Below are 16,861 nucleotides of genomic sequence, written 5' to 3'. Positions count from 1 at the left end.
AATGCGTGCGTGCAATGCGGCGGCAGGCACCCGGCCGGGGGTCGGACAGGGGGACGTCTTCAAGCAATCAGTCTGTGCGCTTACAGCGCCGGCAACACCATGGCGTGAGCCGCTTCGTTCTGGCGCACGCGGAACGCAGCCAGCTTCTGCGCATACTCGTCGCTCGTACCGCTCAGGAGCGACACCGCGAACAGCGCCGCGTTCGCCGCGCCTGCTTCACCGATCGCAAACGTGGCAACCGGCACGCCCTTGGGCATCTGCACGATCGAATGCAACGAATCCACGCCCTTCAGGTACTTGCTCGCCACCGGCACGCCGAGCACCGGCACCGTGGTCTTGGCAGCCAGCATGCCCGGCAGATGCGCCGCGCCGCCCGCACCGGCGATGATCGCGCGAATGCCGCGCTCACGCGCGCTTTCAGCATAGGCGAACATTTCGTCGGGCATGCGGTGCGCGGACACGACCTTGGCTTCGTAGGGCACGCCGAATTCCTGCAGAATGGCCACGGCGTTCTTCATGACTTCCCAGTCGGAACTGGAGCCCATCAGCACGCCGATAACCGGCGCGCCATGCGTATGGGCGGTTTGTGCTTCACTCATCTTACGGCTTCCTTGTTTCTTGAGAGCGCCCGGCTCTATCGCTTCGCGCCAGACGCCCCGGCGGAGCGGAACGGTTAGCGGCGGCCCGGCGCCTGGTTAGAAGCGCCACAAAGTCTTCGCTTAGCGCCGCCCGGCGAGGCCGTGATTGCAGAGGCGGCTTGCTCTGGAGCGGACCAGCCACGGCGGCGCGCGCTTTCTCGCGCGGCGCCAACCGTGCGCGCAATCAGGCGAGCTTATGTCCGGTCAGGCGTTCGAGCGCTTCCTGGTATTTCTCGCCCGTCTTCGTGACCACGTCGTCCGGCAGCTTCGGCGCCGGCGGCTCTTTCTTCCACGGCTGGGTTTCGAGCCAGTCGCGCACGAACTGCTTGTCGAACGACGGCGGATTCGTGCCGACCTGATACTGGTCGGCCGGCCAGAAGCGCGACGAATCGGCGGTCAGCGCCTCGTCCATCAGATACAGCTTGCCGTGACTGTCCAGGCCGAACTCGAACTTCGTATCCGCGATGATGATGCCGCGCGTGGCCGCGTAATCAGCCGCTTCCTTGTACAGCTTGATCGAGATGTCGCGGATCGTGGCCGACAGTTCGGTGCCGATGCGGCGCTCCATCTCGTTGTAGGTGATGTTTTCGTCGTGATGGCCCATTTCGGCCTTGGCCGCCGGCGTGAAAATCGGCTCGGGCAGTTTTTGCGCGTTTTGCAGGCCCGGCGGCAGTTCGACGCCGCACACCGAGCCGGTTGCCTGGTAGTCTTTCCAGCCGCTGCCCGCCAGATAACCGCGCACCACGGCTTCGACGAGGATCGGTTCCAGACGCTTCACGACGACCGCACGGCCCTTGACCTGCTCGACCTCGTCGGCCGCCACCACGGATTCGGGGGCGACGCCCGTCAGGTGGTTCGGCACTACATGCTTCAATTTCTCGAACCAGAAGTTCGCCATTTCGTTGAGCACGCGCCCCTTATTCGGAATCGGCTCGCCCATGATGACGTCGAACGCCGACAGACGGTCAGTCGTGACGATCAGCAACTGGTCGTTGCCCACCGCATAGTTGTCGCGGACTTTACCGCGGCCGAGCAACGGCAGCGAGCGGAGCGTGGATTCGTAGAGGGTAGACATCGTCGTGGTTCGCTAAAAGTGAGGCAAAAAGTGTGACCGGAACAAAAGGGAAACGCCGTTCCCCGGATGATGCGGGAACGGCGGTCTAACGACAACCTGGCCAAACGGCCAGGCGCGGAGCCTGTTGACAGCTTAGCGGACGACTTGCGAAAGCTCGCCTGCTTTGTACTTCTCCGCGATTTTATCAAGCGAAACCGGCTTGATCTTGCCAGCCTGGCCTTCGCAGCCGAATTGCGTGTAGCGCTCGACGCAGATCTTCATTGCCGCTTCGCGCGCCGGCTTGAGGTAATCGCGCGGATCGAACTTGCCCGGGTTGGTCGCCATGTAGCGGCGGATCGCGCCGGTGATGGCCAGTCGCAGGTCGGTGTCGATATTGACCTTGCGCACGCCGTTTTTGATGCCTTCCTGGATTTCCTCGACCGGCACGCCGTAGGTTTCCTTCATGTCGCCGCCGAATTCGCGGATTTCAGCCAGCAGTTCCTGCGGCACCGACGACGAACCGTGCATCACCAGATGGGTGTTCGGAATGCGCTGGTGGATTTCCTTGATGCGCTGGATCGACAGAATATCGCCCGTGGGCTTCTTGCTGAACTTGTACGCGCCGTGCGAGGTACCGATCGCAATGGCCAGCGCGTCGCACTGGGTCAGCTTGACGAAATCGGCGGCCTGCTCCGGGTCGGTCAACAACTGCTCGCGCGTCATCGTGCCTTCCGCGCCGTGGCCGTCTTCCTTGTCGCCCTTCATGGTTTCCAGCGAACCGAGCACGCCCAGCTCCGCCTCCACCGTGATGCCGATCGAGTGAGCCGCTTCCACGACCTTGCGCGACACGTCCACGTTGTACTCGTACGACGCGACCGTCTTGCCGTCGGCTTCGAGCGAGCCGTCCATCATCACGCTGGTGAAACCGCTGCGGATCGCCGCCATGCAGACCGCCGGCGACTGGCCGTGATCCTGGTGCATCACGACCGGAATGTGCGGATACGACTCGACCGCGGCTTCGATCAGATGACGCAGGAACGCTTCGCCCGCGTACTTACGCGCGCCGGCCGACGCCTGCATGATGACCGGGGCGTTGACCTTGTCGGCCGCCGCCATGATCGCCTGAACCTGCTCCAGATTGTTCACGTTGAATGCCGGAAGACCGTAGCCGTTTTCAGCAGCGTGGTCCAGCAGTTGACGCATTGATACGAGAGGCATGCAATAACTCCATAGATTGAAACGAAATCTTGTGCCGTCGGCATCTTTTTTTGGGCGAATTGGTCTCGCAGCAAGCTGCATGCCCGTTCACACAGTCTCTAAAGCGCGGAGCGGTCCTTACCGCTCGACGCGCGATTGGAGCCCGTGCGCCGCCTCTCGCGGAGCATGGCAGCCTGCTTCGGCCAATCAAGTTTGACGCAGAGCGTGCCGATCGAGCAGAACGCATGTCGATAGGAGCCGGCGCTTCAGCACCGCCCCCATCCCACGCGCCAGTCGCGCTCAATACGGCTCGCCGACCCGCACGATCTTCAGCGTATTCGTCCCGCCGGCCTGCCCCATCGGCTCGCCGACGGTCAGCACCACCATATCGCCGCGCGACGCGTAACCCTTGCTGACCACCGTCTCCAACGCCTGCTGCAATGCCGTGTCGCGATCAGTGTTGGTGTCCAGGTGCAGCGACGTCACGTTGCGGTACAACGCCATGGCCCGCTCGCTGCCGACTCGCGGCGTGAGCGCGAAAATCGGCACGTGGGTCCAGTGACGCGACATCCACAGCGCGGTCGAACCGGATTCGGTCAACGCCACGATCGCCTTCGCGCCGAGATGGAACGCCGTGAACAGCGCGCCCATCGCGATCGACTGGTCGATCCGCGTGAACGTGCGGTCGAGGAAATCCTTGTCCAGCTCCGACTGCTCCGACTTCTCGGCTTCGACACAGATCGCCGCCATGGTCTCGATGGTCTGCACCGGATACTTGCCCGCCGCCGATTCCGCCGACAGCATCACCGCGTCCGTGCCATCCAGCACAGCGTTGGCGACGTCCGACACTTCGGCGCGGGTCGGCACCGGCGCGTGGATCATCGATTCCATCATCTGCGTGGCGGTGATCACGAACTTGTTCGATTCGCGCGCCATACGGATCATCCGCTTTTGCAGCGCGGGGACTGCGGCATTCCCCACTTCCACGGCCAGATCGCCGCGCGCGACCATGATGCCGTCCGATGCGTCGAGAATGCCCTGCAGCGCCGGAATGGCTTCCGCGCGCTCGATCTTGGCGATCATCTTCGGCTTGATGCCGAACGGCGCGCCGGCAATGTTCGCCAGTTGGCGAGCCATTTCCATGTCGGTGGCGTTCTTCGGGAACGATACCGCGACATAATCCACACCGAGCGACATGGCCGTGCGGATGTCTTCCATGTCCTTCGCGGTCAGCGCAGGCGCCGACAGGCCGCCGCCCTGGCGGTTGATACCCTTGTTGTTCGACAGCTCGCCGCCGATCTTGACGACTGTGTGGATCTCGTTGCCGATCACGCGCGAAACGTTCAGCACGATCAGGCCGTCGTTGAGCAACAGCACGTCGCCCGGTTTCAGGTCGCGCGGCAGGTCCTTGTAGTCCAGACCGGCGCGTTGCTCGTTGCCGAGTTCGCAGTCGGCGTCGAGCACAAACGGCTCGCCGGCGACCAGCATGATCTTGCCGTTTTCAAATTTGCCGACCCGGATTTTCGGGCCTTGCAGGTCGGCCATGATGGCGACTTCGCGGCCGGCCTGACGGGCCGCCTCGCGCACGAATTCGGCGCGCTGGCGGTGGTCGTCGGCGGTGCCGTGCGAGAAATTGAGCCGCACCACGTCCAGCCCTGCCTGAATCATTTGCAGCAGGATTTCCGGCGTATTGGAAGCCGGGCCGATGGTGGCGACAATCTTGGTGGCGCGATGCATGAGTCTCCTCGTCTGGGTGAGATCGCTGGAAAGAGCGCTGCGAGTCGGATGCGGAGGCTGCGCACCGAAGGATGCTGCCGGGGGCTGCGCGCCGGTTGAAACCAGCGTCGCTTTATTGGATGAAGCGGTGTTCGAGACCAGCACGGGGGGTGCCGGTGGCGGGGCGAGTTCTTCGTCGGGGAGTTCTGCGGATGGCGAAGCGGTTTGCACAGCACCTGCGCTGGACAATTCCGCTGCCTCACCGGCAGTGGTCAACTCCGCGCGCGCGAGGGACGCCCCGGATTCTTCTTGCTGCTGTTCGGCGCTAATTGGGCCGGTCGCGAATTCAAGCGCGGGGTCGGCCGCTGCCGGAGTGGCGGCGGAGCGCGCCGCGCGCTCCCCTGCCGATGCTGCTGCGGTGTTGCGCGGCTTGCCGCCGCGCGCTTTTGCAGACTTTGCCGTTGGGGAGCGCGTCGCCACGTTAAGCCCGCGATTCCAGAACTTCGACGGCCGGCAGCTTCTTGCCTTCGAGGAACTCGAGGAAGGCGCCGCCGCCCGTCGAGATATAGCTGATCTTGTCGTGGATGCCGTACTTGGCGATCGCCGCGAGCGTATCGCCGCCGCCGGCAATCGAGAACGCCGACGACTTGGCGATCGCATCCGCCAGCGTTTTGGTGCCGTTGCCGAACTGGTCGAATTCGAACACGCCGACCGGGCCGTTCCACACGATCGTGCCGGCTTTTTCCAGTTGCGCCGCGAGCACCTTGGCCGTTTCCGGTCCGATGTCGAGGATCATGTCGTCGTCTTGAACGTCGGCGACGGCCTTGATTTCAGCCTTGGCGGTCGGCGAGAACTCTTTGGCCGTGACCACGTCGGTCGGGATCGGCACCGAGGCGCCGCGAGCTTTCGCGGCGTCGATGATGGCTTTGGCTTCGTTCACCAGATCGGCCTCGGCGAGCGACTTGCCGATCTTCAGGCCGGCAGCCAGCATGAACGTGTTGGCGATGCCGCCGCCCACGATGAGTTGGTCGACCTTGTCGGCCAGCGACTTCAGAATGGTCAGCTTGGTGGACACCTTCGAGCCGGCGACGATCGCCACCAGCGGACGCTTCGGCGCGCCCAGCGCCTTGCCGAGCGCTTCGAGTTCGGCGGCCAGCAGCGGGCCGGCGCACGCCACGGGCGCGTATTTGGCAATGCCGTGCGTGGTCGCTTCAGCACGGTGCGCGGTGCCGAACGCGTCGTTCACGTAGATGTCGCAGAGCTTCGCCATTTTCTGCGCGAGCTCGTCGGAATCCTTCTTTTCGCCCTTGTTGACGCGGCAGTTTTCCAGCAGTACCACCGAGCCCGGCGCGACGTTCACGCCGTTTTCGACCCAGTTCGCCACCAGCGGCACGTCGCGGTCGAGCAGTTCGGCCAGACGCTTCGCGACCGGCGCCAGCGAGTCTTCCGGCTTGAAATCGCCTTCGGTCGGGCGGCCCAGGTGCGAAGTGACCATCACGGCGGCGCCTGCGTCGAGCGCGGCCTTGATGGCCGGCACGGAAGCGCGGATACGGGTGTCTTCGGTGATGTTGCCTTGATCGTCCTGCGGCACGTTCAGATCGGCGCGGATGAACACGCGTTTGCCGGATAGCTTGCCTTCGGCGATCAGATCGGAGAGACGCAATACCTTGTTCATGGGCGTGTGTGTGCGAGTTGATGGGAAGGCGGTGGCGGACGGCGCGCGGTACTCAAGTGCGGTGAACTCCAGCGCTCAGGCACGGCAGCGGCTCCACTGAATCGGGTGCCGGCGGCCAGGCCGCGGCCCGCGCGCCTTGCAGCGGCGCGCTTATCCCGGAAACAAGCATTTTAACTGATCCACACAGCCATCTGACCCGCGGCCGGGCGAATGTCCCGTATTTGAAGCAAACGGCGTTTACGTCACAACGCAGCATTTCCGGCCTCTTCAACTACAGGAAGAGGCGCAAGAGCGTGAACACGACCATTCCGACGACAATCGTGCCGAGCATGGTGCGCCGCCACAAAAACCACGCGAGACCGGCCAGCGTGGCGTAGAACTCATGGTTCGACGGCGCGAACGACAAACCGTCCGGCGTCGCCAGCACATCCGGCAGGACCACGGCGGCGAGCGCCGCAGCCGGCGCATAACGCAGCATGCGCTGCACCCGCGCCGGCAAAACGGTGCGTTCGCCGCCGATTAGAAACATCGCGCGTGTCACGGTGGTGACCAGGGTCATGCCGAAAATGGCCAGCCAGATCTGCATGGATGTCATCGGGAATCTCCGGCGCTGTTGCGGATGCGGCGCAAGTCGGCGCGCTCGACCATCAGGTCGGCGGCGCTGCCGGCGATGATTGCCGCGATCACCGCGAGCGGCAGCGCGAGCCGGTATGGCAGATCGAAAGCGAGCAGCGACACCACACCGGCGATGCCGACCGCGACCAGCGTGGAGCGCGTCGCGATTGCCGAGACCATGATGGGCAGCAAAGCCAGCGTGCCCGCCAGCGCGAGGCCCCAGTTATCGGGAATCAGGCTCGCCAGCAGAATCCCGGCGATCGACGACACCTGCCACGATAGCCAGCTGCAAATCGCCATGCCCCAGTAGTACGCCTCCTTGCCCGGCACATAGCCGGTCGGAAAGCTCTTCTTCTGGAACAGCAGATAGATCACGTCGCCATTGAAGTAGCCGAGCACGATGCGCCGCCACATCGGCAGATACGAAAAATGCGGCGCGAGTCCGACGCTGAAGATCACGAAACGCGTATTGACCATCGCCGCCGTGAGCAGCACGGTCCAGATCGGCAGCCTGGCTGCGAGCAAAGGCAGCACCGCCAGTTGCGACGAGCCCGCGTAGCACAGCAGCGACATCGTGAGCGCCTGCGGCAACGTAAGCACCGATTTGCTCATGGCGATGCCGGTGACCAGCCCCCAGGAAAAAATCGCCATCAGGGTGGGCGAATAGTCGCGCGCGCCTTCGCGAAAGGCACGGCGATTGGTATCTGACAGGCGAGCGAGCATGGGGGCGAAACGCGGGCGCCCAAGGGCGCTGCAACGATGGGAAGTCGGCGCCAGGTCTTCAAGCACCCGCTGGCGCATCCGGATATGAATTATGCGTGCGCTGGATTATAGCGTCGGGAATGCGCCCAAATGCCCGTTCCGTGTGCAAAAGACGTTAAAATGCGGGTCCTGGCTATACCTGACTTAGCTACGCCTAACAACGCACCCGCTGGAGAATCGTATGTCAATGGCCGACCGCGACGGCAAGATCTGGATGGATGGCAAGCTCATCGACTGGCGCGATGCCAAGATCCACGTGCTCACCCACACGCTGCATTACGGCATGGGCGTCTTCGAGGGCGTACGCGCCTACAAGACGGCGGACGGCGGCACCGCGATTTTCCGTCTGCAGGAACACACCAAGCGCCTGCTGAACTCGGCCAAGATCTTCCAGATGGACGTGCCGTTCGACCATGAAACGCTCGCCGCCGCGCAATGCGAAGTGGTCCGCGAAAACAAGCTCGAATCCTGCTACCTGCGCCCGATCATCTGGGTCGGTTCGGAAAAGCTCGGCGTGTCGGCCAAGGGCAACACCATCCACGTGGCGATCGCCGCCTGGCCGTGGGGCGCTTACCTCGGCGAAGACGGTATCGCCAAGGGCATCCGCGTGAAGACTTCGTCGTTCACGCGCCATCACGTGAACGTGTCGATGGTCCGCGCCAAGGCGTCGGGCTGGTACGTGAACTCGATCCTCGCCAACCAGGAAGCCATCGCCGACGGCTACGACGAAGCACTGCTGCTCGACGTGGACGGCTACGTGTCGGAAGGCTCGGGCGAGAACTTCTTCCTCGTGAACAACGGCAAGCTGTACACGCCTGACCTGTCGTCGTGCCTCGACGGCATCACGCGCGACACGGTCATCACGCTGGCGCGCGACGCGGGCATCCAGGTGATCGAAAAGCGCATCACGCGCGACGAGGTCTATACCTGCGACGAAGCGTTCTTCACCGGCACCGCCGCCGAAGTCACGCCGATCCGCGAACTCGACAACCGCACGATCGGCTCGGGCGCACGCGGCCCGATCACGGAGAAGCTGCAGTCGGGCTTCTTCGATATCGTGAACGGCAAGAGCGACAAGTACGCGAACTGGCTGACCAAGATCTAACGCGCGCTGCGCCGGGATCAACCGGCGCGCCGCACGCACCCTGCATACAACGAGAACGTCTCATGAGCGAAATCAAGGAAATGCCGCTGGTCGAACTGTCGGCGAAAGACCTGCCGGCGTATTGCCCGAACCCGGCCATGCCGCGCTGGAGCGCGCATCCGCGTGTCTTTATCGACGTCACGCATGGCGAAGCCAAGTGCCCGTACTGCAGCACGCGTTACAAGCTGCGCGACGGCGAAGTGGTCAAGGGTCATTGATCCCGAACACCGCGCGCTAACCGGTTGAGGCGTTGCCCCGGCACGCCGCTGGCTGGTCGAGCGCGTCGTAAGCGCGCCGCCGCTGCGGCGTTCCGCCTATTCCCATTGACACCCCGAACCTCGCGCACGTCGTGCGCGGGGTTTCGTTTCGACACCGGACACTCACTCTGATGCGTCGCGCGTTGGTTATCGCACCGAACTGGATCGGTGACGCATTGATGGCGCAGCCGCTGTTTGCGCGCCTCGTGAAATTGCATCCGCGCATCGTCATCGACGCGGTCGCGCCCTCGTGGGTCGCGCCTGTACTCGAACGCATGCCGGAAATCCGCGACGTCTACGCCACGGACCTCGCGCACGGCAAGCTGCAAATGCTGCGCCGCTGGCAACTGGCGAGCGACTTGCGCGATGTCGGCTACGACGCCGCCTACGTGCTGCCGAACTCGCTCAAGTCGGCGCTGATTCCGTGGATGGCGGGCGTCCCGTTGCGCATCGGCTATACCGGCGAGAGCCGCTACGGGCTGTTGAACGTGCGTCATACGAATCCGCGCAAGGACGAGCGCCCGCCGATGGTCGGCCAATACGCCGCCCTCGCCTACGCGCCCGGCGCCAAGCTGCCCGACGACCTGCCGATGCCGCGCCTCGACGCGGACCTGAACGAGGCGTCGCGTGTCTCGGCGCGCTTCAATCTCGACACGCGCGTGCCGCTGCTGGTGTTCTGCCCAGGCGCCGAATACGGGCCGGCCAAACGCTGGCCGCCCGAGCACTTCGCGTCGCTCGCGCAAATGGTCGGCCAGTCGTTCCCGTACACGCAGATCGTCGCGCTGGGTTCGCCGAAAGACGCGCCGCTCGCGCAGGCCATCGCCGAGCGCGCGCCGAATGTGCGCAACCTGTGCGGCCAGACCGCTCTGGGCGAGGCGTGCGCGATGATCTCGCGCGCCAACGCTGTCGTCACCAACGATTCCGGCTTGATGCACGTGGCCGCCGCGCTGCGCCGGCCGCTGGTGGCCGTGTACGGTTCGACCGATCCGCGCCACACGCCGCCCTTGTCCGAGCTTGCGAAGGTACAATGGCTTCATCTCGAATGCAGCCCCTGTTTTGAGCGCGAGTGTCCGCTCGGTCATCTGAACTGCCTGAAGCAGTTGAGCGCCGAGCAGGTCTTCGGCGATTTGCGCGGCATGTTGCTGGCGCAACGCTGAACGCGCTGACACTTGCACGCAACACCGCACGCCCATGAGCGCGTCGCGTCATGTTCGCGCCTTGCGGCGCGGGCATTCTGGCGCTCGGGTGCGACGGTCCGGTGCCCCGGACCGTCCCGCTGACCGCTGTCCCGCAACCGCGCGCCGCGCACAAGAGACTGACGAGCCATGCCACGTTTTGCCCATATCTTCGAAGCCGCCGCCGATACCCTGAACGCCTATTACCAGGCCGTCGCCGAGGTCAATATCGACAGCTTGATGGGCCTGTGGATCGATGAAGAGTTCGTCAGCTGCATCTGCGCCGACGGCTCCCACCTGCACGGCCTCGACAGCATTCGCGCGGGCTTGCAGGTCCAGCTCGAAACCGCGCGGGTTTCCATCGAACCGCTTGATATCCGCGTCTACGACAGCCTCGGCACGGTGGTCTACGCGATTGCCGAAGCGCACCGGCCGGCCGACCCAAAGGCCATGCCCGCCATGGTGTTCACGACTTATGTGATGGTCCACGAACGCGGCGAATGGCGCATCGCGCACATTCACGCGAGTCCGATGCCCAACGAGGCCGCCAGCCAGTTCGCCACGAAGATGCGGCATGGCCAGGGGTCGCTGCACTGACGTGCGCCGCGCGTTTTACTTTTTTGTTCTGAAGCAGGCATGAGCACGCCCCGCAGGAAGTCCCTTTTGGGCACGACGCACGATCAATCCGCGGCTTCCGGCACCGCGCGCGCCGCGGCCGCCGCCGGAGCGACGGTCGAAGCCGCCGTCGAGTTGCTCTATCGCGCGCCGCTCTGGCTGCCGAACCGGCACGCGCAAACCATCGTCCCGTCGCTGTTCGCACGCCGTCCCGCCGTCTCGTTCCGGCGTGAGCGCTGGGACACGCCCGACGGCGATTTCATCGACCTCGACTGGGTGCAACATGACGCCCAGCTTGGCGCCGCTCCTCACGTTCCCGCCGACACCGCCCCGCTCTTCGTGCTGTTTCACGGCCTCGAAGGCAGTTCGGGCTCGCACTACGCCGCTTCGTTGATGGCGGCCGCGCGCGAGTACGGCTGGCACGGCGTCGTGCCGCACTTTCGCAGTTGCAGCGGCGCGTTGAACCGCATGCCGCGCTTCTATCATCTCGCCGACAGCAACGAAGTCGACTGGGTGCTGCGGCGCTTGCGCGCCGCGCATCGCGGGCCGATCGTGGCGGCGGGCGTGTCGCTCGGTGGCAACGTGCTGCTGCGCTGGCTGGGCGAGCGGCGCGAAGACGCTGTGTCGGTGATCTCGGCCGCCGCGGCGATCTCGACGCCCATCGACGTGCATGCCGGCGGCCGCGCGTTGTCGCAGGGCTTCGGCCTTGTCTACGCGCGCAGCTTCCTGAAGACGCTCAAGCAAAAGGCCGAGCAGAAGCTGGTTCAGTTTCCGGGCCTGTTCGATCGTGACGCGATGCTCGCGAGCCGCACCATGTACGAGTTCGACAACGTGGTGACCGCGCCGCTGCACGGCTTTCGCGATACCGACGACTACTGGAGCACGGCGACCACGCGCCCCCTGCTGCCGCATATTCAGGTGCCGACGCTGGTGCTGAACGCGCGCAACGATCCGTTCCTGCCGGCTGCGGCATTGCCGTCGCGGCATGAAGTGTCGGCGGCGGTGGAACTCGACCAACCCGAGCATGGCGGCCACGCCGGCTTTATGACTGGGCCGTTTCCGGGCCGCATCGACTGGCTGTCGCGGCGCGTGCTCGGCTATCTGGAGCGACACGTCGATCATGGATGACATCGTCAAGCAGGCCTTGGCCAAATGGCCGAATGTGCCGAGTTGCACGGGGTGGCTGATGCTCGACAGGCGCGGCAACTGGCGCATGCGCGACGAGGCCGCGCAGGCAAGTGGTTCGCCGGGCACGCCGATCCGCCACGAAGCGCTGCTCGCGTTCATCAACCGGAATTACGACGCCGACGAGCGCGGGCAGTGGTATTTCCAGAACGGCCCGCAGCGGGTGTACGTTGAGTTGGGCTATACGCCGTGGGTGGTCAGGCTATCGGCGGGTGCCGGCGTCGAGGCCCGCAGCGTGCTTGCTCTGCAGGATCAGGCTGGCGGCCCATTCGAGCCGACCGCGGTGTTCGTCGATGAAGAAGGCGGCATTCTCTTTGCCGACGGCGCAACGCCGCCGAGAATCGCCGTCTTGCACGACCACGATCTGGAAGTGTTCTCCGATTACGCAACGCTGGCGGACGATTCAATGAGCGGTGAGTTTCGCTGGAACAATCAGGTTGTATTGCCGCTGCAGGCTGTGCGGCGAGGCGACGTTGCCGCGCGGTTTGGGTTTGTGCCGAGTCCGGCGGCTGCGGGCGCTTAAGCACTAACCTGCGCGCGGCGCTGTGCTTCGACGAGGCCAGTGCGCTGAACCCAGTTAAGCGCCGGCAACCAGGCCGCGCTCAACTCTTCTCGTCCAGCCGCTCCTCCTGATAGCGGCTTTCCATCTCATGCAGCCTGGCGTCGACGGTCGCGAGGTCGTAGTAGCCGATCGTCTTCAGATCGCGCGCATCCTTCAATTGCCGGATCGCCGAAAGCCACGCGCCCTCGAGTGCGAACTTCTCAGCCATCGCGCGATGCTGTGTCAACACGTCGCCCGTGCCCGCGCTAGCCTGGGCGAGATACAGCCACCAGGCCGGCTGATCGGGCTGGATACGGGTCTCCTTTTGCGCAAGCGCCTGAGCATTGGCAAAACGGTGCAAGGTCAGCAAGGTACGGATATGCATGTCGATGGCGGCATTCGACTGCGGCCAGCTCTTCTGCGCCAGCTCGGCCAGACGCGCGGCCTCGTCGTCGCGGCCGGCGCGCCGCGCGATGTCGGCGGCCAGCACGTCGAGGCTCGGCGAACTGCGCGCCGTGCCGCCCCCGGCCTGTTCGCCCGTCGCGAACGCCGCGCGGGACGACGCCAGCGACGCCGACGCGTCGTCGTAACGTTCGAGCAGCATCTGCCCGTACGCGATTCCGTACCAGTTGGCCGCGACGTTGACCGCCGTGCGGTCTTCGATCTCGGAGCGCAGGCGCGAAATCTCGTCGCCGTACTCGCTGCGCGAGCGATCCTGCAGCAGACGAGACCGTGCCCGCACAAAACCATATTCGGCCGACTGATGCGGTTGCCGGTAAGGCGCGCGGCGCGCACGGTCCTCCATGTCGGCAATCCGTTCGCCGGTCAGCGGATGCGTGCGCGCATACGCCGGAATGCCGGTGTCGCTCATCGCGGCACGATCGAGGCGGCCGAAAAATGTCGTCATCGCGTAGGGATCGTAGCCGGCGCCGGCAAGCAGCAGAAAGCCGACGCGGTCCGCTTCGTGCTCGGCGGAACGCGAAAAGCGCAGCTGGTTGTCGACCGCGTACGCCTGGCCGCCGATCGCAATCGCGCTGCCGAGGTCGCCGCTATGCGCGAGCACGCCGGCCAGCACACCGAACAATAGGCCCGCGAGCGCCGCATAGGTGCTGCGTTCGCCGGTCGTGATCATGCGCGAGATATGCCGCTGCAACACGTGTCCCATTTCGTGACCGAGCACCGATGCCAGCTCGGACTCGGTCTGCGTGGCCACGATCAGGCCGGTGTTCACGCCGATGAAACCGCCTGGCAGCGAGAAGGCGTTGATCTGCGGGTCGCGCACGGCGAACAGATCGAAGTCCGGACGATATCCGCCGATATACAGCGCGCTCGCCGCCGCGGCAAGTTTCGCGGCAACCGAGTTCAGATAGTCGCGCACCAGCCAGTCGTCGAGATAGTCCGGGTCGCGGCGCAGTTCGCGCATCACGCGCTCGCCCAGCTTGCGCTCGGCCTGCGGCGTAATTGAGCCGGAACCGCCGTTGCCGAGATCGGGGAGCTGCTGCGTGACGATCGGTGCGCGCCAATTGGTGTTCACGCCGGTATTGCCGGAAAAGCGGCTCTGCGCGCCGCCGTACACGCCGAACACGCCCTGCGCGATGTCGGACGGCACGAGCGGATCGGCGTAGGCATCGGCCGGGCCGCTGACTAGCGGCGGCTCCGCGGGCAACGTGTTGAGCGCGATACTCGAGCCGCCGGGCGATTGCGCGAACGCGCCTGGCGGCGCGGCCAGCGCGATTGAGAGCAACGCAGCGAGGAACCGTTTCGGACGCATCGCGAGGTCGAGTTGACGAAGTCGAAAGCGACGCCCGCCGCTCGGACTAAGATAGCGGGCATGGGGCAATTGTAATCAGTCGTCGCGGGAATTCATGTGATTCGTGTCATGGGGATTCGGGCGATTGCCGCATCGCCTACGCCGATCGCGAATCATGGCGCGGGGCCCTTGGTCCCTGGAAGCGCACCGTCGCCGCACGCCTTTGCCGCACTGCTATGATAGGCGCCCTCTTAAGGAGCCCAACCATGCCTGAACTCACTCATTTCGACGCAGCCGGCCAGGCGCATATGGTGGACGTCGGCGGCAAGCAGGAGACCAGGCGCATCGCCGTTGCGCGCGGCTCGATTCGCATGCTGCCGGAGACGTTTGCACTGATTCGCGACGGCAATGCCAAGAAGGGCGACGTGATCGGCATCGCGCGGATTGCCGCGATTCAAGGCTCGAAGCGCACTGCCGACCTGATTCCGCTCTGTCATCCGCTCGCGCTGACGCGCGTGAAAGTGGATTTCGAACTCGATGACACGCTGCCGGGCGTGCATTGCACGGTGCAGGTAGAAACGCTGGGGCGAACGGGCGTGGAGATGGAAGCGCTGACTGCCGTGCAGATCGGGCTGCTGACGGTGTACGACATGTGCAAGGCGGTGGATCGTGGGATGACGATTACCGATGTGAAGGTGATGGAAAAGCATGGCGGGAAATCGGGGGATTGGGTGGCGAGTTGATCCAAACGATTGATCTGCCTGAATATTCTTCCCGCGCCGCTTCGCCTCGACCGTCGACCGGATACACCAAAGCGCAGCATTGTTGCGGTCGTCGCCAGCCCGGAAATCGAGTTTTGTCCAACGCCTGTCCAAATGGGAAGGCGTATGGCATCAATCAGGCAACGAAACGGACGGTGGCAGGTCCGCATCGCCCGCAAGGGCTATCCATCGGAAGTCCAGACATTTGACTCCAAAACCGCTGCGGCACAATGGGCTCGCTCTGTCGAAACTAACCTTGATCGAGGGATCCACTTGCCGCAAAAGGGTGGAAACGACACTTCGTTTCGGGACGTTCTCGAGCGATACAGAGAGACCGTTACACCCGGCAAGCGTGGTGCAGCCGACGAACACATCCGAATTCGGGCCATTCAGCGTCAGCGGATCGCCGGTTACAGCATGGCTAATCTGACACCGGAAGTCATTGCGCGATTCAGGGATTGGAGGCTGCAGACGGTCTCTCCGGCCACCGTGGTACGTGACCTCGCCCTCATCTCCAGCGCCATCAATCACGCTCGCCGTGAATGGCAAGTCCAGATCAGTAACCCGTGCGAAATGGTCCGCAAGCCGGCGACACCACGTGGACGGGATCGAATGCTTAGGCCGCATGAGCTGGACACGCTGCTCGACGAATTGATGCCTCGGGGCCGCCGTAGTCCTTGGATGCGCCCCCTCGTCCTGCTTGCATTGGAAACGGCCATGCGACGCGGTGAATTGCTGGAACTGAACTGGCAAAACGTAAATCTGGTTGCCCGCACGGCTTTCCTGCCACTGACCAAGAATGGTAGCGCCCGGACAGTCCCACTTTCAATTCGGGCGGTGGACCTACTTGCCGGCCTGCCCCACAGCGCCGAAGGACCGGTGTTCCAGATCACATCGATGGCGGTCGCCGCAGCTTTCAAAAAGGCGTGTCACCGAGCAAAAATCGAAAACTTCCGCTTTCACGATCTGAGGCACATGGCAACGACTCGGCTCGCTGAGAAGCTGCCGAACGTGGTCGAACTCGCCTCGGTCACAGGCCATCAGACCGTTCAAATGCTCAAACGGTACTACCACCCAAGTGCCGAGGCGCTAGCCCGGAAGCTCGACTAGCGTCCAGCCAAGGTAGTCGATCCGTTTTCGGCAAGCGGCGGCAGGCCAAGCTTCATCTGGATGTCGCCGCTCCGAACCGGCGGCCAGACGCATGCATCCCCGATCACGACCGTTGGCGGCTCCCGAATCAATGACACGTATGCGCCGGTAAGCTTATGGATCTGGTCGGCGAACGGCTGTGGGACGTGGTGTTCGTCGATCCACAGTTCCACGTCAGCGTGAAAGACGCCCAGCGCAGCAGCCGCCTTGGCGCTTCCGCCCAACCGTTCGATATAGAACAAGACATCGTTGTGCATCGCCTTGAACCTAGGCCGTCCGGTTACCGGACTGATCTCGACTCGATGGTCGAGCACGTTTCTAAGCGTAGCGATATCCATCAACGTGTGCCTCGCAATAGCTGGACGTCGACGTTTGACGTCGCTGCGATGATCAGTGCCTTATCGATGTTCGGGATTCGGCCTGCGTTGAGCCACTTGTGGACTGTGGCGTTACTCACCGAGGCTGCGTGTGCGGTTTTGGTCGGACCGCCCAGCCGATCCACTGCGGTACGTACGTGATTTGGGATGTTAAACATGCTGTCTTTTGTCCTTCTTTCTTGTCAAGTGCAAGACAAATTGTTGTCAATTTCTTGCCTACACTTATCTTAGTTCGCCAACAGCAGATGGA

Annotated in this window: 18 protein-coding genes; 8 read left to right on the top strand and 10 right to left on the bottom strand. The window is 64.0% G+C overall.

Annotated elements, in window-relative coordinates:
* Nucleotides 1-80: 80 nt before the first annotated feature.
* From purE to ACFSNN_RS29160, 7 genes are all read right to left on the bottom strand, one after another.
* Complete coding sequence (gene purE / locus ACFSNN_RS29190) at nt 81-599, bottom strand: 5-(carboxyamino)imidazole ribonucleotide mutase (protein WP_106284085.1); 519 nt, start codon at nt 597-599, stop codon at nt 81-83.
* A 223-nt stretch (nt 600-822) separates the two neighbouring features.
* Nucleotides 823-1,713 carry a phosphoribosylaminoimidazolesuccinocarboxamide synthase gene (locus ACFSNN_RS29185; RefSeq protein ID WP_134457908.1) on the bottom strand — a complete coding sequence of 297 codons (891 nt, stop codon included), beginning with the start codon at nt 1,711-1,713 and terminating at the stop codon, nt 823-825.
* Between the two features lie 132 nt (nt 1,714-1,845).
* On the bottom strand, nt 1,846-2,910 hold the full coding sequence (gene fba / locus ACFSNN_RS29180) for a class II fructose-bisphosphate aldolase (protein ID WP_106284084.1): 1,065 nt from the start codon (nt 2,908-2,910) through the stop codon (nt 1,846-1,848).
* 279 nt (nt 2,911-3,189) lie between these two features.
* Entirely contained in the window at nt 3,190-4,626 is a 1,437-nt protein-coding gene (gene pyk / locus ACFSNN_RS29175) for a pyruvate kinase (protein WP_012434237.1), read from the bottom strand.
* Between the two features lie 460 nt (nt 4,627-5,086).
* Complete coding sequence (locus ACFSNN_RS29170; protein ID WP_134457907.1) at nt 5,087-6,280, bottom strand: phosphoglycerate kinase; 1,194 nt, start codon at nt 6,278-6,280, stop codon at nt 5,087-5,089.
* 271 nt (nt 6,281-6,551) lie between these two features.
* Complete coding sequence (locus tag ACFSNN_RS29165) at nt 6,552-6,875, bottom strand: AzlD domain-containing protein (protein ID WP_134457906.1); 324 nt, start codon at nt 6,873-6,875, stop codon at nt 6,552-6,554.
* Nucleotides 6,872-7,618, bottom strand: a complete 747-nt coding sequence (locus tag ACFSNN_RS29160) for an AzlC family ABC transporter permease (RefSeq protein WP_134457905.1) — start codon at nt 7,616-7,618, stop codon at nt 6,872-6,874. Before ACFSNN_RS29160 ends, ACFSNN_RS29165 begins: the two co-directional genes overlap by 4 nt.
* A gap of 220 nt (nt 7,619-7,838) precedes the next feature.
* Between ACFSNN_RS29160 and ACFSNN_RS29155 the strand changes: the two genes are divergently transcribed.
* From ACFSNN_RS29155 to ACFSNN_RS29130, 6 genes are all read left to right on the top strand, one after another.
* Nucleotides 7,839-8,762 (top strand): branched-chain amino acid transaminase, encoded by a 924-nt coding sequence (locus tag ACFSNN_RS29155; RefSeq protein ID WP_012434241.1) that lies wholly within the window; start codon nt 7,839-7,841, stop codon nt 8,760-8,762.
* Between the two features lie 62 nt (nt 8,763-8,824).
* On the top strand, nt 8,825-9,019 hold the full coding sequence (locus ACFSNN_RS29150; protein ID WP_007180502.1) for a zinc-finger domain-containing protein: 195 nt from the start codon (nt 8,825-8,827) through the stop codon (nt 9,017-9,019).
* A gap of 170 nt (nt 9,020-9,189) precedes the next feature.
* Nucleotides 9,190-10,215, top strand: a complete 1,026-nt coding sequence (waaF, locus tag ACFSNN_RS29145; RefSeq protein ID WP_134457904.1) for a lipopolysaccharide heptosyltransferase II — start codon at nt 9,190-9,192, stop codon at nt 10,213-10,215.
* 168 nt (nt 10,216-10,383) lie between these two features.
* A complete protein-coding gene (locus ACFSNN_RS29140; protein ID WP_134457903.1) occupies nt 10,384-10,830 on the top strand; it encodes a nuclear transport factor 2 family protein in 447 nt (148 codons plus the stop codon).
* Between the two features lie 39 nt (nt 10,831-10,869).
* On the top strand, nt 10,870-11,976 hold the full coding sequence (locus ACFSNN_RS29135; protein ID WP_208949502.1) for a hydrolase: 1,107 nt from the start codon (nt 10,870-10,872) through the stop codon (nt 11,974-11,976).
* Entirely contained in the window at nt 11,969-12,556 is a 588-nt protein-coding gene (locus tag ACFSNN_RS29130; RefSeq protein ID WP_134457902.1) for a DUF2946 family protein, read from the top strand. The genes ACFSNN_RS29135 and ACFSNN_RS29130 overlap by 8 nt, the downstream gene beginning before the upstream one ends.
* A 79-nt stretch (nt 12,557-12,635) precedes the next feature.
* Here ACFSNN_RS29130 and ACFSNN_RS29125 read toward each other — a convergent pair whose 3' ends face one another.
* The gene (locus tag ACFSNN_RS29125; protein WP_134457901.1) at nt 12,636-14,345 is read right to left on the bottom strand and encodes a M48 family metalloprotease; all 1,710 of its coding nucleotides are present in this window, start codon (nt 14,343-14,345) and stop codon (nt 12,636-12,638) included.
* 245 nt (nt 14,346-14,590) lie between these two features.
* Between ACFSNN_RS29125 and moaC the strand changes: the two genes are divergently transcribed.
* Together moaC and ACFSNN_RS29115 are read left to right on the top strand one after the other, a co-directional pair.
* Nucleotides 14,591-15,067, top strand: a complete 477-nt coding sequence (gene moaC, locus ACFSNN_RS29120; RefSeq protein WP_134457900.1) for a cyclic pyranopterin monophosphate synthase MoaC — start codon at nt 14,591-14,593, stop codon at nt 15,065-15,067.
* 144 nt (nt 15,068-15,211) lie between these two features.
* Entirely contained in the window at nt 15,212-16,195 is a 984-nt protein-coding gene (locus ACFSNN_RS29115) for a tyrosine-type recombinase/integrase (RefSeq protein ID WP_134457899.1), read from the top strand.
* On the opposite strand, the gene ACFSNN_RS29110 is transcribed toward ACFSNN_RS29115, so the two are convergent.
* Nucleotides 16,192-16,572 (bottom strand): hypothetical protein, encoded by a 381-nt coding sequence (locus ACFSNN_RS29110; protein ID WP_134457898.1) that lies wholly within the window; start codon nt 16,570-16,572, stop codon nt 16,192-16,194. The two genes, ACFSNN_RS29115 and ACFSNN_RS29110, sit on opposite strands and share 4 nt — an antisense overlap.
* Nucleotides 16,572-16,769 carry a carph-isopro domain-containing protein gene (locus ACFSNN_RS29105; RefSeq protein ID WP_377690178.1) on the bottom strand — a complete coding sequence of 66 codons (198 nt, stop codon included), beginning with the start codon at nt 16,767-16,769 and terminating at the stop codon, nt 16,572-16,574. The genes ACFSNN_RS29110 and ACFSNN_RS29105 overlap by 1 nt, the downstream gene beginning before the upstream one ends.
* Between the last annotated feature and the right edge of the window lie 92 nt (nt 16,770-16,861).

Source organism: Paraburkholderia dipogonis (assembly GCF_042680985.1).
Lineage (GTDB): Bacteria > Pseudomonadota > Gammaproteobacteria > Burkholderiales > Burkholderiaceae > Paraburkholderia > Paraburkholderia phytofirmans.
The sequence above is the reverse complement of the archived record's forward strand: the minus strand, read 5'-3'. Positions and strand labels throughout refer to the sequence as shown.